We start from the raw sequence: 16,171 nt of genomic DNA, 5'->3' as shown, positions 1-16,171 counted from the left end.
TAATCTATTGGGACTCTGTGTTAAAAAAGAGTCCCAACAGTAAATATTAATTTGCTATCCAAACTCTTCCGTCTAATCCCCAGGTCTCCTGACGAGGGATATTAAACCAACTTAAAATTTGAGTTGGCACATCAGAATTTTTAGGAACCAATACGCCTAAATTAGTATTACTTGGTGTACAAATTAAGTCGGAAAATTTCTCCCAGCTATAAGTACCGCTAAGCGTAAATGGCGCTTCAAAAGGTCCTTTGTCAGCAAGTATGTTTCCAGCGCCTTCATTTAAAGGCCAGTATCCCGCTAGCTGATCATAATTTGGATGACTCGAATCCATTGTTGGATCGCAAGCAAATTGCTTAATCACTTTCTCAGACAAAGCCACTTTCCAAATCTTAAACTCAGCCATATTTAAATTAATGTTACCATAATCACCGTCCATTTCCCCAGGTGCATAACCTAAACGTAAAGGTGCATTGTTATTAAAATTAGGTTCTCCTCTAAGTTTAACGTCAACAGCTACAGGCGAAGTCCTTGTACCTTTAGGTCCATCATATGTACCTGCCCCACCTGGATCATTTGTAACTCCTTTAACTCCATCGGTATACATTCTAAGATATCTACTTCCATCTGCTTTCCTTTCAATTACAAAAGTAAGGTCATGCCATATCTCTCCACTAAAATCTAATCCTCCCACTTCAATACCATTATTAAAGTCTGAACCACCGGCAGAAAAGAAACGCCATCCATTATAGAACAAGCAAATGTCCCATCCTGGATTACCTGGAGCATTATCACCACCCCAACCTGCTCTATCTCTTTTTCCTAAAATAGATGGCCATTGATACCAATAATCACCTTTTGAAGTATTTTTTGTTTTACCTTTCTTTACTTTAACAGAAACCGTAAAATCTGACGCTCCAAAATTAAATTCATTTGATGCAGCTCCGCTCAGTGTAGCAACCGTTTTATCAGGATCCCCTTTAAACCTAACTGCATTTCCTGAAATTGGATTTCCCAGGAACGGTCTTGGAATAAATGTTGGATTATATTTATTGTTATAAATAATAGTAAATGTATTTACATTGGCATTACTAAAAATCGTTTTATCATCTTCAGCTGGTGGAAGTACATAATTACCACCTTTATTAGAAGTTACAATAATTAACCAATTTTCATTTTTGTAATTAGGTCTAGATTTAATTGCGGCATAAATATCTCCTACCTGACTATCAAATTTATTGATAGCTGCTTTATAAGGAGCAAACTTATTATCAAATCCAGCAGCTTTACCTGCTGCTTCAACACCACCAAATTGTCCTAAGATAAGTGATGCCGTATCAGACTTCACAAAATCTACTAATCTCGAAGTTAACGCATCATCATTCCCGGCAAATGATTCTGAAACATCAGCTCCACCGGTTAACTTTGCTTTAAAAACATCCGACGAAGCAAATGATGCAATACGGAAGTTTGGTCTAAGAGATTTTATCCGCTCAAATATAACCGGATATTCGCTTAATTTATTACCTGCAAAATCTTCTGTAAGTACATTATGTTTCTCCTTTTTCACTCCGGTTAACATATCTGACCAGTTCGTCGCCTCGGTATAATTGGTATTATCACTTAAACCGGCCCAGGTATAAACTGCGCTATCTATTAAACCTCGCAACGTTGTGGTTCCTGCATCTCTTACAGATGAACCACGTGCTCCATCTACTATCAGATAAAGAACTTTTGGTACTTTATAAGTAACATTCCCACTATTATCTGGTGAATCAGGTACTACTTTATCGAAATCCTTATTACAGGATGATGCAAACACCAGCAAGCATAGTGTTAGACTAACAAAATATTTGAATTGATGTTTTTTCATATTCTTTGGTTTATAATTCATTTGGTTCAGTTCTGGATTATATCTATCTAATATAATCAATTTTCTAGTGTTACCTTAACAAGATTATTAGTTTCGAGATTATCAAAAAGGAAGAATGAACCACCGATTAATAATGCTCTCTTGCCATCAATAGATTTGGTTTCAAATACAGTATTCATTCCACTACCCAACAAATTCCCCACATTATTGTACCCCTCGGCTATCTCGCCTTTATCAGTTGTGATAAGGAAACCTTGTCTGTTAACCCCATCATAAGTTTTAAAATATCCTCCGATTAAGCATAACCCATCTTTAAGTTGCTTAGAAAAATTAGGAAAACCACCAACAAATTTCTTAGGAACAAAAGATTGATCTACTGAACCATCATAGTTCAGCATCACTAGAGATTCTACAGCTACACCATTGAACTTTTTAAATGCACCACATACAATGTACTTTTTAGTAACCTCACTATAACTTACGTGATTTATTACGAAGTCTGCACCCTCACCCACATTAAATGTAGGGTCAATAGTTCCATCAGCATTTAAACGTACAATGTACCCCGCCGGCTGATCATCAAATTTGGTAAAGTTACCACTAACCACAATCTTACCATCGGTATGCATAAGTGTTTTGGAAATATAGCCATTCGCCCCAGGTAAACTCTTTCCTTTTGCACCCCCGTAGCCGATAGCATTCGGATCGAATCTCCAGGTTTTATCTAGAGTACCGGTTGGATTAAAGCGCGCAAGCTGACGCATTTCTATCGTATCAATTATTGTACTGTCTTTTAATTTTCTATTTGGTTGATCATAACGACGAGACAAATAGTATTTAAAGTTTCCTGTTCCAATTATCTTATTATTAAATGCAAAAACTTCAAGAATTGCATTATCAGTTCCGCCATTGAACTTTGGAACATATATTAACTTTTTAGTATAAGTTTCAACAGCCAACGTATCAATAGTTCCCTGACTGCTTACTTTAGTTATATTGTTAATTCCGCCTCTTTGTGCGTAGCCACTAAAACTACCACCCAAAAAGTATTCTCCATTTACAATACCTAAACCAAAAAGACTCCCATTTGCTGCACTTCCACTCAATAATGAGCGATCCCAGGTACCATCAGGAAATGTTCTTACAATACGGTTAATTTTCTTTACAATCCCTTTATTATCATAATTTGTAAAACTACCAAGAAGGAGTAAGTTACCACCCGCTAATTCATAAATCTTATCCACTCCGCCATCTGTTCCGGATACCACTTTATAGGTAGGATCCTTTTTAATGAAACCGGTAACGATAAAATTTGGTCCGAACACCAATTGTCCATCAATTACAAATGCTGTAACACCGGAACTTGCTCTACCCGGAACCTTTGCTTTAATTCCTGCATCGGTTATTTCTACAATCTCTGCCTTTTCGCCATTAAATAAAAACTCAATTTTATCTTTATGAGGAACTAAACCAGTTGCTTTAAAGTTAATTACCGTCCCAGGGTTTCCAACAGCTGGAACAGGTACTTGCTGGCGATCAATTTTAATTCCTAATGGAGCAATCCCCCCACTATAAGGATCTTCAAATGAAGCCTCCTTTTCTTTACATCCACTGAAAAGTGCAGTAGCAAGAATCACTGAAAGACTTATATATTTAAAAAATTTCATATGCTTATCTTAAATTGTTTTTATTAACATTTTAATTATTCTTATCCCTCGTTATTACCTACTTAAGGCTACGTCATTCCAAAATTCGAGGCTAAATCCAAAGAAATTAGCATTAAGGTCAGTCGGCACATCCCCAATTTTTTCCCTAATAGTTACTGCAAGCACATGAACTACACCATTACTTGGCTGGATATCCGAGGAGGCTACAGCTGCCGTAGTAATATTACTAGGGTCCGATGGATCAAACAGATAAGAAAGAGCCAATTGTCGATATCCTACATAACTAACTCCATTTACGGAATTATAGACTACACCGATGTTTGAAACTTCACCGTCGTAAGTGTAGTAGAAAGATCCAGGGTACAATTCTCTTAAGCCAAAATCTATCTGAGGATAATCCTTTAACTTATGGACCCCTTTATAGATATACCTGCTCAAAAACTTTCTCCAGATTTGTGGTTGTATGTCAGAAAGCTTTTGAATTGTATCTCTTCCTGAACTATAAAGGTATTGATTTAGTCTTCCACTTAAATCTGCTATATCCGTATTTACCAATCCAATTGTTTGTCTTATTACCTCATCAGTAGGAGCAAAGAAAGTAATCTTCTCATTCTTAAAAACATCCTCCATTCCTGCTAATTTAACTATCTGAGCTATGGTATCAAACTTATCATTAGATTCAAGATACTGCATTATATTCCCATTAAAAACAGGATTGGCTTTACCGCCATCATTATAATACTCATCCTTTTTGCAGGAACTTATTACTGTAATCAGCAAAACTGATAGTATTGCTGCAGGTTTAAAGTATCGTTTAATAATATTTTTCATCTACTTATCTATTATTTAAAATTAAAGACCTGAACCGATCCAATAAGAATTTAAACTCATCATTGGGTTATTTGTTAATGCACTATCATCAATAGGCCAAGTCCACCCTCCTCTGTTAAACTTATCAGCCGTCAATGGATTATCTGTCCACTCCCTGTTTAATACTCTTCTTGTTCTAACAAGGTCAAAATAACGACTTCCCTCTCCCATTAATTCTTTAGATCGTTCTATGAAAATCGCATCTTTTAAGTTGTTATCATCACTTCCAGCTCCGAATACCGGTGCACCTGCTCTACCTCTAATCTTATTCAAGTATTCGATAGCTATAGCTTCATTTTCACCTCCTAAATTGGCAGCTGCCTCTGCACACAATAGAATAGCATCAGAATAACGCATAATTAAATAGGTATTATCCGGATTCAAGTCCAAATTAGGGTTATTCGCATCAGCAAATGTGTTCAAGGCAAATTTCCTCAATTGGAACGTTGAAGGATTCTGATCAAAAGGTGCAACAAACCAAACTGACAATCTCAAATCAGATGCATCAGGATACAACTTCTTCATATATTCTGTCGAAAAAACTGAGTAACTATATCTGTGCGTGTATTCAGGTTGCTTGTAAGGAAAGTGAATAAATGCGTCGCCAAAAGGTGAATAAGCGTTTGCCTGAGCATAGGGATCATTCAAATCCTGGTTGTAATTTAATGTCCTGAATAACTCAAAAAGACTTTCTTCAGAACGGCCCTTTACTACTTTAGCCCATTCTGTTAAAGGAAGTAAACGATAAACATTACTAGCAACAATCTCTTTCCCAAGAGCAACTGTTTCCTGGTAATAAGCAGTTTTGTTAGGACTGTCAAATCCGGCATTCCACATATTCATGTTCATTAACAAACCTATTGCAGCACCTCTTGCGGCCCTCACTCCTCTCATTGATGGATCAGTAAACGAAAGTGGCAAATCATTTCTAAAATCTTTAAGATCCGCTATACACTTATTGATTACTGAAACCATATTCTCTCTTGGTAGTGGATCCTTCTGAAAGGCTGCAGTATAATAAACTACATCACCATACAGTCTTACCAAATTAAAATAGGTAAAGCAACGAATAAATTTAGCTTCAGCTATATAACGTTTAGATTCTTCTGCGGTAAGTGCCGGAATGCCATCTTCAACTTTACTGATCAGTAGGTTGGCCGATTGAATAACTCTATAATATTCATCCCATCTGGTTAAGTCCCTAAAGTTATACCCTGAAAAATCACCAGGTCCTATCGCAACTAACAAAAGTCTATCATTAACCGAAGTACGAGGAACATTTTGCTGCTCTGTACTTCCCTGAGAATTAGGCGCCTGCCTGGTATGCCCACCAATTAACCCCGATGCTGAACGGCCCAAACCGCCTTGTGCAGCAGGAATAACCTCACCCGAACGAAACTCTCCGGTTGCTCCTGCAAATGAAGTTCTGGTATACTTATCAAATAACTCACCATACATATCGGTGATATTTGCCTCCATATCCTCTCTGGTTTTGTAAAAATTGTTTCCTGTAAGTTTATCTATTGGAGTAATATCCAGAAATTTCTTACACCCATATTGTGAAGCGCTTACAATAATAAATAAGCAAATAATATATCTTTTCATGTCTTATTAGTTTTGTGACTTCAATTAAAATCCTACGTTAAAACCAAGGTTATATACTCTAGGTACCGGGTAGCCACCAGAACCATCTCTACCAATTGCAGTAACTCCCTCAGGATTTGGCCCTGTATATGGAGAAAATGTAATGATATTACTAGCCGAAAGGAAAGTACGGAGACTGTTTAATCCAATTCGTTTGGCCATTTTCTTAGCAAAAGAATAAGAAAGAGTTATCTGATTAATTTTAAAATAACTTCCCGACTCCATCCAAAGTGTTTGTGCGTATCTATAGTTATTAACATACTGCTCATGTGCGTAGTCAAAAGCATTAGCAAATCTGGCATTAGTAGAACCAGGTCCAGTCCACATATTTAAATCATCAACAGGAATAACCGCATCTTGACCAAACGGATTTTTTAACAATCTTAATCTGTCGGCTAATGCATTATTTAAAATAGAGCGTTTTGCTGTATAGGTAGCATAGATATTAAGTGAAACAGCAGACCCAGATACAAAATTATACGTTAACGTATTAGATAAACCTCCTGTTAATACTGGTTGTGTATTACCTACAACCTGCAAATCTCTACCATCCAAAATATAGTCTCCATTGGAATCTAAGAAACGAGTATCACCACCCTGGAACGAATTTAAAACGTTTGATGAATTAGCATTTCTATACCTTAAACCTGTAACCGGATCAATAGGCACATCACTAGTTGAATCATATACACCTTGATTAACAAACAAGTAGTTAGCTAATGAGTTTCTACCTACTCTTTTGGCGATATGTTGCTCATAACCTGAAGAATAATCAAAAGCAATAACTTGACCATTATATTCAATTGGAAGCTGTGTTAAGACGTCATTATTTATCGCTCCATTCACATTCACTGCCCAGGTAAATTTACTGTTCTTAGACAATGGTCTGCTACTTAAAGTTAACTCATATCCATAGTTTGAAAGTCCTGCATCATTACTTGTAAAATTATTAAAAGCAAGGGTGTTAGACAAGAAACTAGGGAACAACTCGTTGCTAACCTTTTTATAATAAGTATCAAAAATAACATCCAATTTACCATCAAAAAGGCCTAAGTCAAAACCTAAGTTAAATTGAGTTACATTTTTTGGTTTAAGCAATGGATTAGGTACTCTTCCATAATCAATACCAATACGTGGATTATTGTTATAGAATCCTCTCGGAGTGTAAGCTCCATAGATATCAACCAAATTACCAACCGGATAAATATTTTTACCACCTGTTAACCTGATATCACCATAATTTAACCATTTAATATCTTTAAGCCAATTTTCTTTATTGAAGTTCCATTTCAAACCAACTGAAGGGTTTTTTGAATATGGATCCTTATTTCCATTATTTGAAGTACCATCAATACGATAAGTAATATCTAAAATATATTTCTTTTTATAATCATAAGTGAAAGCAGCCGCAAATGAAATCTGATTCTGATCGTAGAAAGTAGTTAAAATACCACCACCTCTTGAATAATAACCATCGTAACCCAATGGTCCCTGGAATTGGTCGTTTGGAGATCTTTCTAATCTTGTAATACTAGATTGGCCCTTTTTAACATACATCTCACTAAAGAAGTTAAAAAATAGGTTATGCTTTTCTTCAAAAGATTTAACATATGAAATGTTGTTCCTATTATATAATTGCGAAGTATAACCGTAGAAAGAGAAAATTTTAGCGAACTGATTGTTTGCAGCAGCAGGTGTAAAGGTATCCTCTGTATCGCTATTATAATCATAACTGGCGGCTGATGTAATATTTAGACCCGGAATCAATTCATAACGCCCCTCAATATAAGTATTCAGGTTCTTAGGTCCTGCATCAGTATTTGTCTTCAATGCTGATAAGACACCACTTGTAGCCTGAAAGAACGACGGACCAGGTAATAATGATGATTTTTTACCATTATCAGCAACACCGGTTTGCAATAATCCTACTCCATTTGCTTTTTTAATTTTACCAACATTTCCCCTAACCGATCCAAAAAATGTAATTCTAGATGTCGGTTTGTAGTCCATATTCATGTTCAAACTATACCTATCGAAACCGGTATTCTTAATGATACCTTTATCTGAGAAATAACTCAAATTGGTTTTATAGCTGAACTTACTATCACCACCATCCAATTGCACGTTATGTGTTTGGTTATAAGTATTCTGATAAAAAACACCTTGCCAGTCGGTTGAGTTGTTGTAATAAGGATTCAAACTATCTGCTAAAAATGGTGTATTAGAGATGTTCTTAATATCATTAAACCTACCATAGTTGTTAATTTGACGTAATTTTATATCACGTTCATAAGTACCGCCTAAAATATCACGTAGCTTAGGAATTGCATTCATATAGAAGTTACCAGTGTAACGGATACGAGGAACTTCAGAATTTCCACGTACTGTTTGAATTAAAATTACACCATATGCACCTCTTGAACCGTATAGCGCTGTAGCGGTTGCATCCTTTAAAACCTCAATACTCGCAATATCTTCCTGCGGAATTAGAGATATAGGACTTACACCAGGACCTTGCTGCTGGAATCCAAACTCAGAAGCTTTATCGGCATCCATAGGAACACCATCAATAACATACAAAGGTGAAGTTGGCTGTAGGAAAGTCTCATTACCTGAACCGGTTGTACTGATGGTTGATAAACCACGAATATTTACTGTACCACGTAAACCCGGAGCACCCGTATTTAACTGGATATTTAAACCTGCCACCTTACCTTGAAGCAATTGCTCAACGTTTGAAACCGGAACATCCTGTACTTCTTTACCTGTAACTATAAATGAAGATCCTGTAGTTACCTCTCTGGTTCTCTTTTGATAACCGCGAATAACGACCTCTTCCATAGTTTTATTATCCTCCTTAATGGACACATTCAATGATGTTTGTCCGGGGTTTAATTTAACTGTTTTAGTACCATAGCTGATATATGAAAATACCAGGGATGCTCCATCATCTACCGATACAGAGTAATGTCCCTTAGAATCTGTTTGTGTAAGTACTTTTAAAGGTTTTCCTGTTGCAACACTAACACCAACCATAGTTTCCTTGGTTCCTGCATCAGTTACAGTTCCGCTAACCGTTACCTTTTTTGTTTGCGCCACCAAATCCTTGCATAGAAAAATGCAGCTGAAAAAAATCGATAGCAAAATTATTTGTTTTCTCATTGTATTAATTTTTATCATTAACATTTCTATTCATCTTCAAATTTCGGATTCACTGTTTTAAAGTGAAACACAATCTCCCAATCGCCTTTTTCATATATAGCGAAATCCTGAACTATCACACCCTGCTCTCTACGCCCTGCGAATCCGTTACGTGAATAAACAAATTCAACGTGTGCAATGTTGCCACCCCCTAAATTGTTAACACCACCCGTAGTAAAACGAGTTGGGATTCTGGCAACGGGAATAGGATAAGCTACATCATACTTTACGTACTCGCTGGTTTTTTCCATGTTAAAGCCGTGAACCAACTGATCCCATTTCGTTTGATTAAATTTAGCCGGATCAATTGCAACCGAATCTTTATTTAAAAATTTGAATCTTAATGAATTTCCGGTACCTCCAGGTACTTTTCTGATATAAGTATATACCAATCCCTTTAATCCACCTTGGGTTGCTGTTAATTCATCATTAGTCCCCTCACCTATCATTCCATAAATACCAGGATAATTATGTTTCAAATTAGTTCCATCTGGTGTGGTAGTATTAGGCTTGCCACTGTATGGATTGATATCATCTGCTGGGAAATAAGGAATTTCTCTAAAAGGATTCAGCCACAGATTTTTCATAATTCTGGTGCCTCCTGAATTCTTAACTTTTACATCAAAGTACCTGATATCCTGAGGGTATAAAATTGAATCTCTTGGCTGAATTACATCACTTGTAGCTGATTCCCAAACAACGATATCACCTGAGGGTCTTACTTCAAGCATCGGGCGCTCCTCTATTTTTCTTTTTGCTTCAATTTCAGCTAAACTTTTTTCGTTACCGGTATATTCACCGGTCCATACCAATACCGGCCTTTTAGCAAGCATATCTGCAGCTGACCTGCCATCTCCAAATCTTGGATTTATGATTTCTAAGGTCATAGGAAATGATGAATTATCAGCATTAAAAACGCCCTGATATAAATTTACCCTACCCAAGGTTATGGGAAATTCAAATCTGTTGTATGTCATTTTTGTGCTTAAATAATCTTTTTCATTCGGCAGATCAAATATCTTGCGACATCCTGAAAAAGCAATCATTAAAGTCAAAAACAGAACTACTTTATATCTTAATATGTTGTGCATAACATTTGTCAATTTAAACATGTCTCTCATTTTTATTGGTAAACTTTTCTGAAGTTCATTGTCCACTCAGACATCTGGAATAAATCATCCCCTGCGTTGGACAGAAATACAATACGATAATATTTATAAGCAACTACATTATTAAAATCATAGATTTTATTCTGAAAGTTTGACTCAAATTTCATATCCTGTCTGGTATCCAGTATAGTCCAGGTAAGGCGGTCTTGAGAACCTTCAACCTTCCAAGAAGTAGGGTTACGAGGATATTGTTGTGAATCGTTTGCTGTAGTCAATGTATAAACATTCGATACAATCGGTTCATGAGCTTCCCAAGTCCATGTTACCGGCTTAACATTTTGCACATTAAAGTGGCAAATAAACTTAGTCAACACATTATTATCAAATAACTTAGTAAAGTTCTCACCTGGATCAGCTGTTCCATCCTTATAATCAGGATTGTTAAACGTAACATAGAATTTATCCAGAACCAAATCAAACACACTTTTTGGTGGTGGTATAAATGTAAGTCGTCTTACAAATTCATCGAATCCAAATACATGGTCCGGTTGAACTAAATGAATTATCCCATTTTTTGCCTGAATATTAACTGAACTAGTATATGCAAATGCCCAATTAGGAGTAAATACACTTCTTTTAGTATTTGCAAACTCGATTACCTCTGGTCCTCCATTTTGCATCCCCTGAGCATCAGCATACTGGCGTTTACCATGCATAGGATAACTTCCACGGATACTGGCAAGATCACGTCCATCACCCACAGAAAAATCTGTTGATTTAAAAAGTCCCTTTATGATATATCTGGAAACCAAAGTATCCAGGTGAATACTATCATTTTTAGCCTTCTCCTGATCAATGTTAGGTGACTTACCCGATGCTAATTCCGTTAAATATATTGCTTTCTTATTATTTGCTCTCCTGGCATCGTTTAAGTTTTTAATTGCAATCTGGAAACTTGAATTAGACACTGCAAATATAGTGATAGCACTATCTCTGAGCGTTCCTTCCATTTTTAACTTATCAATAACCAGTAGCAATGAATCATAAACACCCGGTTTACTTTTAAGGTAATCATAGATGTCTAAATTGGTACCCGAATTAATATTTGGGGTTTGATAATAGCCCTTTTCTTTCTTACAGCCCATTTGAAATATGATGGCACTAAACAAGAATGCTACTAAATATCTACTATATAAACTTGATTTTTTCATATCTATTAATGCTTAGTTATTTCCAATAAGAATTTTGTACTAACTCAGGGTTCTGATCAATTAGAGACTGAGCTATCGGCCAATAAATACCGCCAGAGTTAATCAACTGCATAAACTTAGTATCCTTCTGTACAATTTTATGATATCTTACTAAATCAAACCATCTGTAACCTTCACCCATAAACTCCTTATTACGCTCATTGAAAATAGCATTGATTAGACTTCCACTTCTTTCAGAAGAATAAGGAATATAAGTGTCTACTCGTGAGCCGGCATTGTCAACATTGTACCTAAATTGACGAACAATATTTAGGGCATCGATAGCTCCTTGTTTTTCACCCAATACAGCAAGTGCCTCAGCTCTTAATAAGGTAACATCTTCTAATCTTGTAAAAAGTACTGCACTTGAGAAAATTCTGAAAGTAGGATCTTTAGATCCATCCTGCATACATTTTATCTTACTAAAGATTGGATACTTACCAAGGAAATTGGTAAAGTAAAGTTGAGAGTGCGTAACACCGGTACTATCGATGTTAAACCTTCCATCATTAGTCTCTTTAAATATCGATAGAATAGAATCCTTTGGAACAAAAATATCCGGTAGATTTTTGTTTACGATTGGCTCAGCAAGAGTTAATGATTCAATATTACCAACAAATGTAGCATCCTGATGTCCGAAGATAAAACCAAAAGCAAGAAGTTGGTTATTATTTTTATCGTAAAAAATTCCACGACGATCAGCAAGATAATCAGTGTTCGAATAAGACATACCAGCTCTTCCGTAATTATCAAGTACGTTCTTAGTATATACAGTTACATCCGCATATTTTCCTTGCCACGCAGCTACCTGAGCCAAAACAGCATAAGCACTTAATTTTCTCACCAATGTTCCATTCCATCTTCCCTCTCCTTCATTGTAATACTGACCTGGTTGCTGAATATCATTCACACTATATCTGTATGGCAAAACTTCAGCAGCTGCAAGCATTTCCGCTTGAACAAATTCTAAAATTGCATTGTGATCAGCTCTTTTTACGTTTTCAAAACTACCATCACGTGATGAAGTAATAAAAGGCACATCACCCCAAATTCTAATCATATAGAAATAAGCAAATGCACGCAAAAATCTTACTTGCGCCACGTCAACAGTCATATTGTTATCTGTATACCTTCCATCTTTTTCTTTAACCTCATGAATACGCTCCAGGAAAATATTTGCTGCATTTATTATTGCATAAAATCTTCTCCAGTTTGATAGCTCTTCAACAACAGGATAAAACGCTTTCAGGTCGTTTTTTATAATCGCTTTCAGATCCTGGCGAATAGGGCTATCAAAGTTACCCATACGTACATCACCATATATCCAATGTCCGTTGTTATCTGCTAAAGCTGCTCTGGTTAACCCGTATACTCCAAGTAATTTAGCCCTTGAATCTTCCAGATTATTCCAGGAGTTCCCTTCATTTACCACACGGGTTGAGTTTATATCTAATGCTTTTTTACAGCCACCTGTTATCAGGGTAAAAAAGATAAGACTCAGCAAAACTATTTTTTTCATTTCGTCTATTTTAAATGGTATTTAATATTATTTGTCTATGTGTGATATTGAATTAAAAATCCATTTTTACACCCAACATATAAGTTCTAGGAATTTGCATTCCGTATCCTGTATCGTAACCTGTATAGTTTACAAGCTCAGGATCTTGTCCTGTATATTTGGTAAGGGTGAAAACATTATGCACACTACCATAAACATAAAATCTCTCTAGTCTTGGCATCTTCTTTTTCATCATCTTAGTTAAATCATAACCTAACGATAATGTTCTTAACTTTAAGAACGAAGCATCCTCAAGGAATAAATCCTGATTTACCTGATAAGGTGCTGCTGAGCTCCATGGGTTATACAAAGGATATTTGGAGTAATCTCCTCTTTTTTCCCAGTAAGTAACCTCTCTAACAGAGTTGATGTTATTCAAACCTTCGCGATTAACAAAATCAAAACGGTTAGCCATTTCCTGATTTATTAAATCTCTGCCCAAATTGAAATACATGTTTAGGCTTAAAGTCCAGTTTTTATAACCGAAATCATTATTAAATCCACCAGCAACAACCGGAAGGGCGTGCCCTTGTAAAGTTTTGTCTTTATTACTGATAATATTGTCACCATTAAGATCTTTCCACTTAGGATCTCCTCCTTTTAATGTAACTGCATTGAAGCTCATTTTTTCGCCATTTGCACCTACAGGAACATCCGCATCCGTATTATAGATACCCTGATTTGTCAATAACCAGTAACTATCTACAGACTCACCAACTTTTAAAAGTCTATCACCAATAATTAATTCAGATAAACCTCCAGGCAATGCTTTTAATTTATTTTTATTGAAGTTCAGATTAATTGAAGAGGTCCATGAAACTTTATTTGTTGAAGGCAAGATATCAGCACTAATTGCAACATCAATACCCGAGTTTGCGATAGACATTCCATTTCTAACAACAGTGTTGTATCCGTATTCTGCGGCGCCTGGTACTGCTAACAATTGATTTTTATCTTCTTTCGAATACACATCAACCGAAGCCCTGATTCTATTTTTTAGAAATGCAGCGTCAATACCAACATTTAACTGATCTTGATATGCCCATTCTAAACCGTAAGGAATAGCACCAGAATTATAAGGTCTAGTTAAAGTGGCAAAACCATTATAACCAGGAGCAATTAAGTTACCTGTAAAACCTATGAAGGCAGTATATTGAGGACCCTGAGCGAAATTATCAAATTGTTCTGCTCTACCCATTCGTCCAACGCTAGCACGTAAGTTTAAGTCAGAAATAACATCATTCTTATCAAGAAAATCCTTTTTCATATCCCAGTTTGCTGAGAATATAGGCGAATAGAACCAACGATTAGTTGGTTGCTGATTTGATGATGCATCAGCACGTAACATGGCAGAAAAAGTATACACCTCTTTATAGTTGTAGCTTGCTTTTCCTGTAAATGAGATCATGTTGTTTCTGGTTTTATCCAAAAATTTCCAAACAAGTTCTCTTTTAAATACAAAAGGCTCTAAATAATTTCCTGCATTTGGATCAGTAACTAATAAATTCAGTTTTACAAAATCATTCGCTCCTTTATAAGCATAAGCATAGTTATACTTATAAGTATCATATTGAAAAGAAGAACCAACTGCAAAATTAAATGAATGTACATCATTTAACTTCAGATCGTAAACAGCAGTGTTGTCTAAAAATGCCCTTCTGCTATAACCATAGTAGTTTGAAGCATAATTGGTAGTTTGTAACAAAGTTCTAGGATAGAAAATATCTCTATAGCCTTCATTATTGTCAACACCAAATGTTGAATTGAATTTAAATGCACCCAGATCTATACCAACCCTCACTAATGCCTCAACAATATTAGATCTGTTATTATCGAATCCTTTATCAAATTCATTTAGATATTGTCCGTATTTCAAGCTATTAGGTGCTATTGGAGAACTTAAATCCGGTATGTAGTTCACCTGAGACAAGCGATCTCTAACATTCTTATTTCGCTGACGATCAACGCGATTTGCATTAATAATAGCAGTAAAGGCCATCCAATCGGTTGGTCTCATATTAATTTGAAAGCGACTGGTATAACGATCAGCACCAGTTTTATCGCCTACTCCCCCACTTGTAGTGGTCCCAACACCAAAACGGAAGTTAGCTCTTTCGCTACCACCTGATATTCCGGCATTTACTGAATAAGACAAGGCATTTTTGTAATACAAGTCGTTCCAGTTAGCAGGGCCGTAAAAATCGTTGTTTAATGAATCACTTAAATAAAGTGGGTATGTGTCAATATCAGAATAACTTCCATTAGCGGTATACTTATCATAGAATTGTCTTCTAAAACTATTCTCGAATTTACCGTTTATAGTTGTTACCGGGCTAGGTGTTGCTAAACCTATATATGACTCAAAGTTTATTTTTCTTACGGTAGCAGTTTTCTTAGATGTTAACACTATAACACCGTTAGCCCCTCTAGGACCATAAATAGAAGTAGAACCAAGATCCTTTAATATTTTTACAGATTCAATATTATCCATATTGATATTAGAAAGACTGTTGGTTGCAGGCCCTATTCTATCAAATTTAAATTGTTGGATGTCGTAAGCAAAAGGATGCTCTCCAACTAAAGGTATTCCGTCAAGAACTACCAGCGGTTGAGTCGCAAATTGTTCGCGTGGAGATACAAGCGGTTGCGATGTTCCGCGAATAAACATATTCTGAACCGTACCTGGCTCGCCAGACGGTTCTTGAACATAAAGACCAGCAGCTTCACCTTTTAAATACTGCTGCAATGTAAATGCAGGGAAAATAGCGAGCTTTTTAGGATCGACATTATCACTTTTAGATTCCAACCGCGAAAAAACGGTCCTCTTGGACTTAGGCTGGAAGCGTGTAGTATCTACTTTAAATTTGGCAGAATCCTCTTCGGTAGAATCAGTCTGTTTTTGGAAACTCATCTTAAAAGAAGAAACATCCGAATTACAGGCAGACCTAGCGGCATTACCAAAAGAACATGTTGATGAACACAACAAACCCAGGAAAGTTATA

General features: G+C 36.1%; 9 protein-coding genes. All 9 read right to left on the bottom strand.

What is annotated here, in order from left to right; all coding sequences use genetic code 11:
* Nucleotides 1-46 precede the first annotated feature (46 nt).
* The 9 genes from HQN83_RS04615 to HQN83_RS04575 are packed head-to-tail and all read right to left on the bottom strand — an operon-like array spanning nucleotide 47 to nucleotide 16,080.
* Complete coding sequence (locus tag HQN83_RS04615) at nucleotides 47-1,870, bottom strand: DUF4983 domain-containing protein (RefSeq protein ID WP_173089124.1); 1,824 nt, start codon at nucleotides 1,868-1,870, stop codon at nucleotides 47-49.
* Nucleotides 1,871-1,926: 56 nt separating this feature from the next.
* The gene (locus HQN83_RS04610) at nucleotides 1,927-3,537 is read right to left on the bottom strand and encodes a DUF5008 domain-containing protein (protein WP_173089122.1); all 1,611 of its coding nucleotides are present in this window, start codon (nucleotides 3,535-3,537) and stop codon (nucleotides 1,927-1,929) included.
* A gap of 54 nt (nucleotides 3,538-3,591) precedes the next feature.
* A complete protein-coding gene (locus tag HQN83_RS04605; RefSeq protein WP_173089120.1) occupies nucleotides 3,592-4,368 on the bottom strand; it encodes a fasciclin domain-containing protein in 777 nt (258 codons plus the stop codon).
* A gap of 21 nt (nucleotides 4,369-4,389) precedes the next feature.
* Nucleotides 4,390-6,012, bottom strand: coding sequence for a RagB/SusD family nutrient uptake outer membrane protein (locus HQN83_RS04600; protein ID WP_173089118.1), 1,623 nt, complete (start codon nucleotides 6,010-6,012; stop codon nucleotides 4,390-4,392).
* 24 nt (nucleotides 6,013-6,036) lie between these two features.
* The gene (locus HQN83_RS04595) at nucleotides 6,037-9,213 is read right to left on the bottom strand and encodes a SusC/RagA family TonB-linked outer membrane protein (RefSeq protein WP_173089116.1); all 3,177 of its coding nucleotides are present in this window, start codon (nucleotides 9,211-9,213) and stop codon (nucleotides 6,037-6,039) included.
* 26 nt (nucleotides 9,214-9,239) lie between these two features.
* Nucleotides 9,240-10,343 (bottom strand): DUF5007 domain-containing protein, encoded by a 1,104-nt coding sequence (locus tag HQN83_RS04590; protein WP_173089114.1) that lies wholly within the window; start codon nucleotides 10,341-10,343, stop codon nucleotides 9,240-9,242.
* A 32-nt stretch (nucleotides 10,344-10,375) separates the two neighbouring features.
* Nucleotides 10,376-11,572, bottom strand: coding sequence for a hypothetical protein (locus tag HQN83_RS04585; protein ID WP_173089112.1), 1,197 nt, complete (start codon nucleotides 11,570-11,572; stop codon nucleotides 10,376-10,378).
* 16 nt (nucleotides 11,573-11,588) lie between these two features.
* A complete protein-coding gene (locus tag HQN83_RS04580) occupies nucleotides 11,589-13,130 on the bottom strand; it encodes a RagB/SusD family nutrient uptake outer membrane protein (protein WP_173089110.1) in 1,542 nt (513 codons plus the stop codon).
* A gap of 52 nt (nucleotides 13,131-13,182) precedes the next feature.
* Entirely contained in the window at nucleotides 13,183-16,080 is a 2,898-nt protein-coding gene (locus tag HQN83_RS04575; protein ID WP_173089108.1) for a SusC/RagA family TonB-linked outer membrane protein, read from the bottom strand.
* Between the last annotated feature and the right edge of the window lie 91 nt (nucleotides 16,081-16,171).

Origin of the sequence: Pedobacter foliorum (genome assembly GCF_013266735.1) — a bacterium.
Classification (GTDB): Bacteria; Bacteroidota; Bacteroidia; order Sphingobacteriales; family Sphingobacteriaceae; genus Pedobacter; species Pedobacter foliorum.
Note: the sequence above shows the minus strand (reverse complement) of the source record. Positions and strands in the feature narration are given on the sequence as shown.

Excerpts from the sequence above, each read along its gene's own strand:
- HQN83_RS04585 (WP_173089112.1), bottom strand. The coding sequence starts at position 11,572 with ATGAAAAAATCAAGTTTATATAGTAGATATTTAGTAGCATTCTTGTTT.
- HQN83_RS04590 (WP_173089114.1), bottom strand. The coding sequence starts at position 10,343 with ATGCACAACATATTAAGATATAAAGTAGTTCTGTTTTTGACTTTAATG.
- HQN83_RS04615 (WP_173089124.1), bottom strand. The coding sequence starts at position 1,870 with ATGAAAAAACATCAATTCAAATATTTTGTTAGTCTAACACTATGCTTG.
- HQN83_RS04575 (WP_173089108.1), bottom strand. The coding sequence starts at position 16,080 with ATGAGTTTCCAAAAACAGACTGATTCTACCGAAGAGGATTCTGCCAAA.
- HQN83_RS04580 (WP_173089110.1), bottom strand. The coding sequence starts at position 13,130 with ATGAAAAAAATAGTTTTGCTGAGTCTTATCTTTTTTACCCTGATAACA.
- HQN83_RS04605 (WP_173089120.1), bottom strand. The coding sequence starts at position 4,368 with ATGAAAAATATTATTAAACGATACTTTAAACCTGCAGCAATACTATCA.
- HQN83_RS04595 (WP_173089116.1), bottom strand. The coding sequence starts at position 9,213 with ATGAGAAAACAAATAATTTTGCTATCGATTTTTTTCAGCTGCATTTTT.
- HQN83_RS04610 (WP_173089122.1), bottom strand. The coding sequence starts at position 3,537 with ATGAAATTTTTTAAATATATAAGTCTTTCAGTGATTCTTGCTACTGCA.
- HQN83_RS04600 (WP_173089118.1), bottom strand. The coding sequence starts at position 6,012 with ATGAAAAGATATATTATTTGCTTATTTATTATTGTAAGCGCTTCACAA.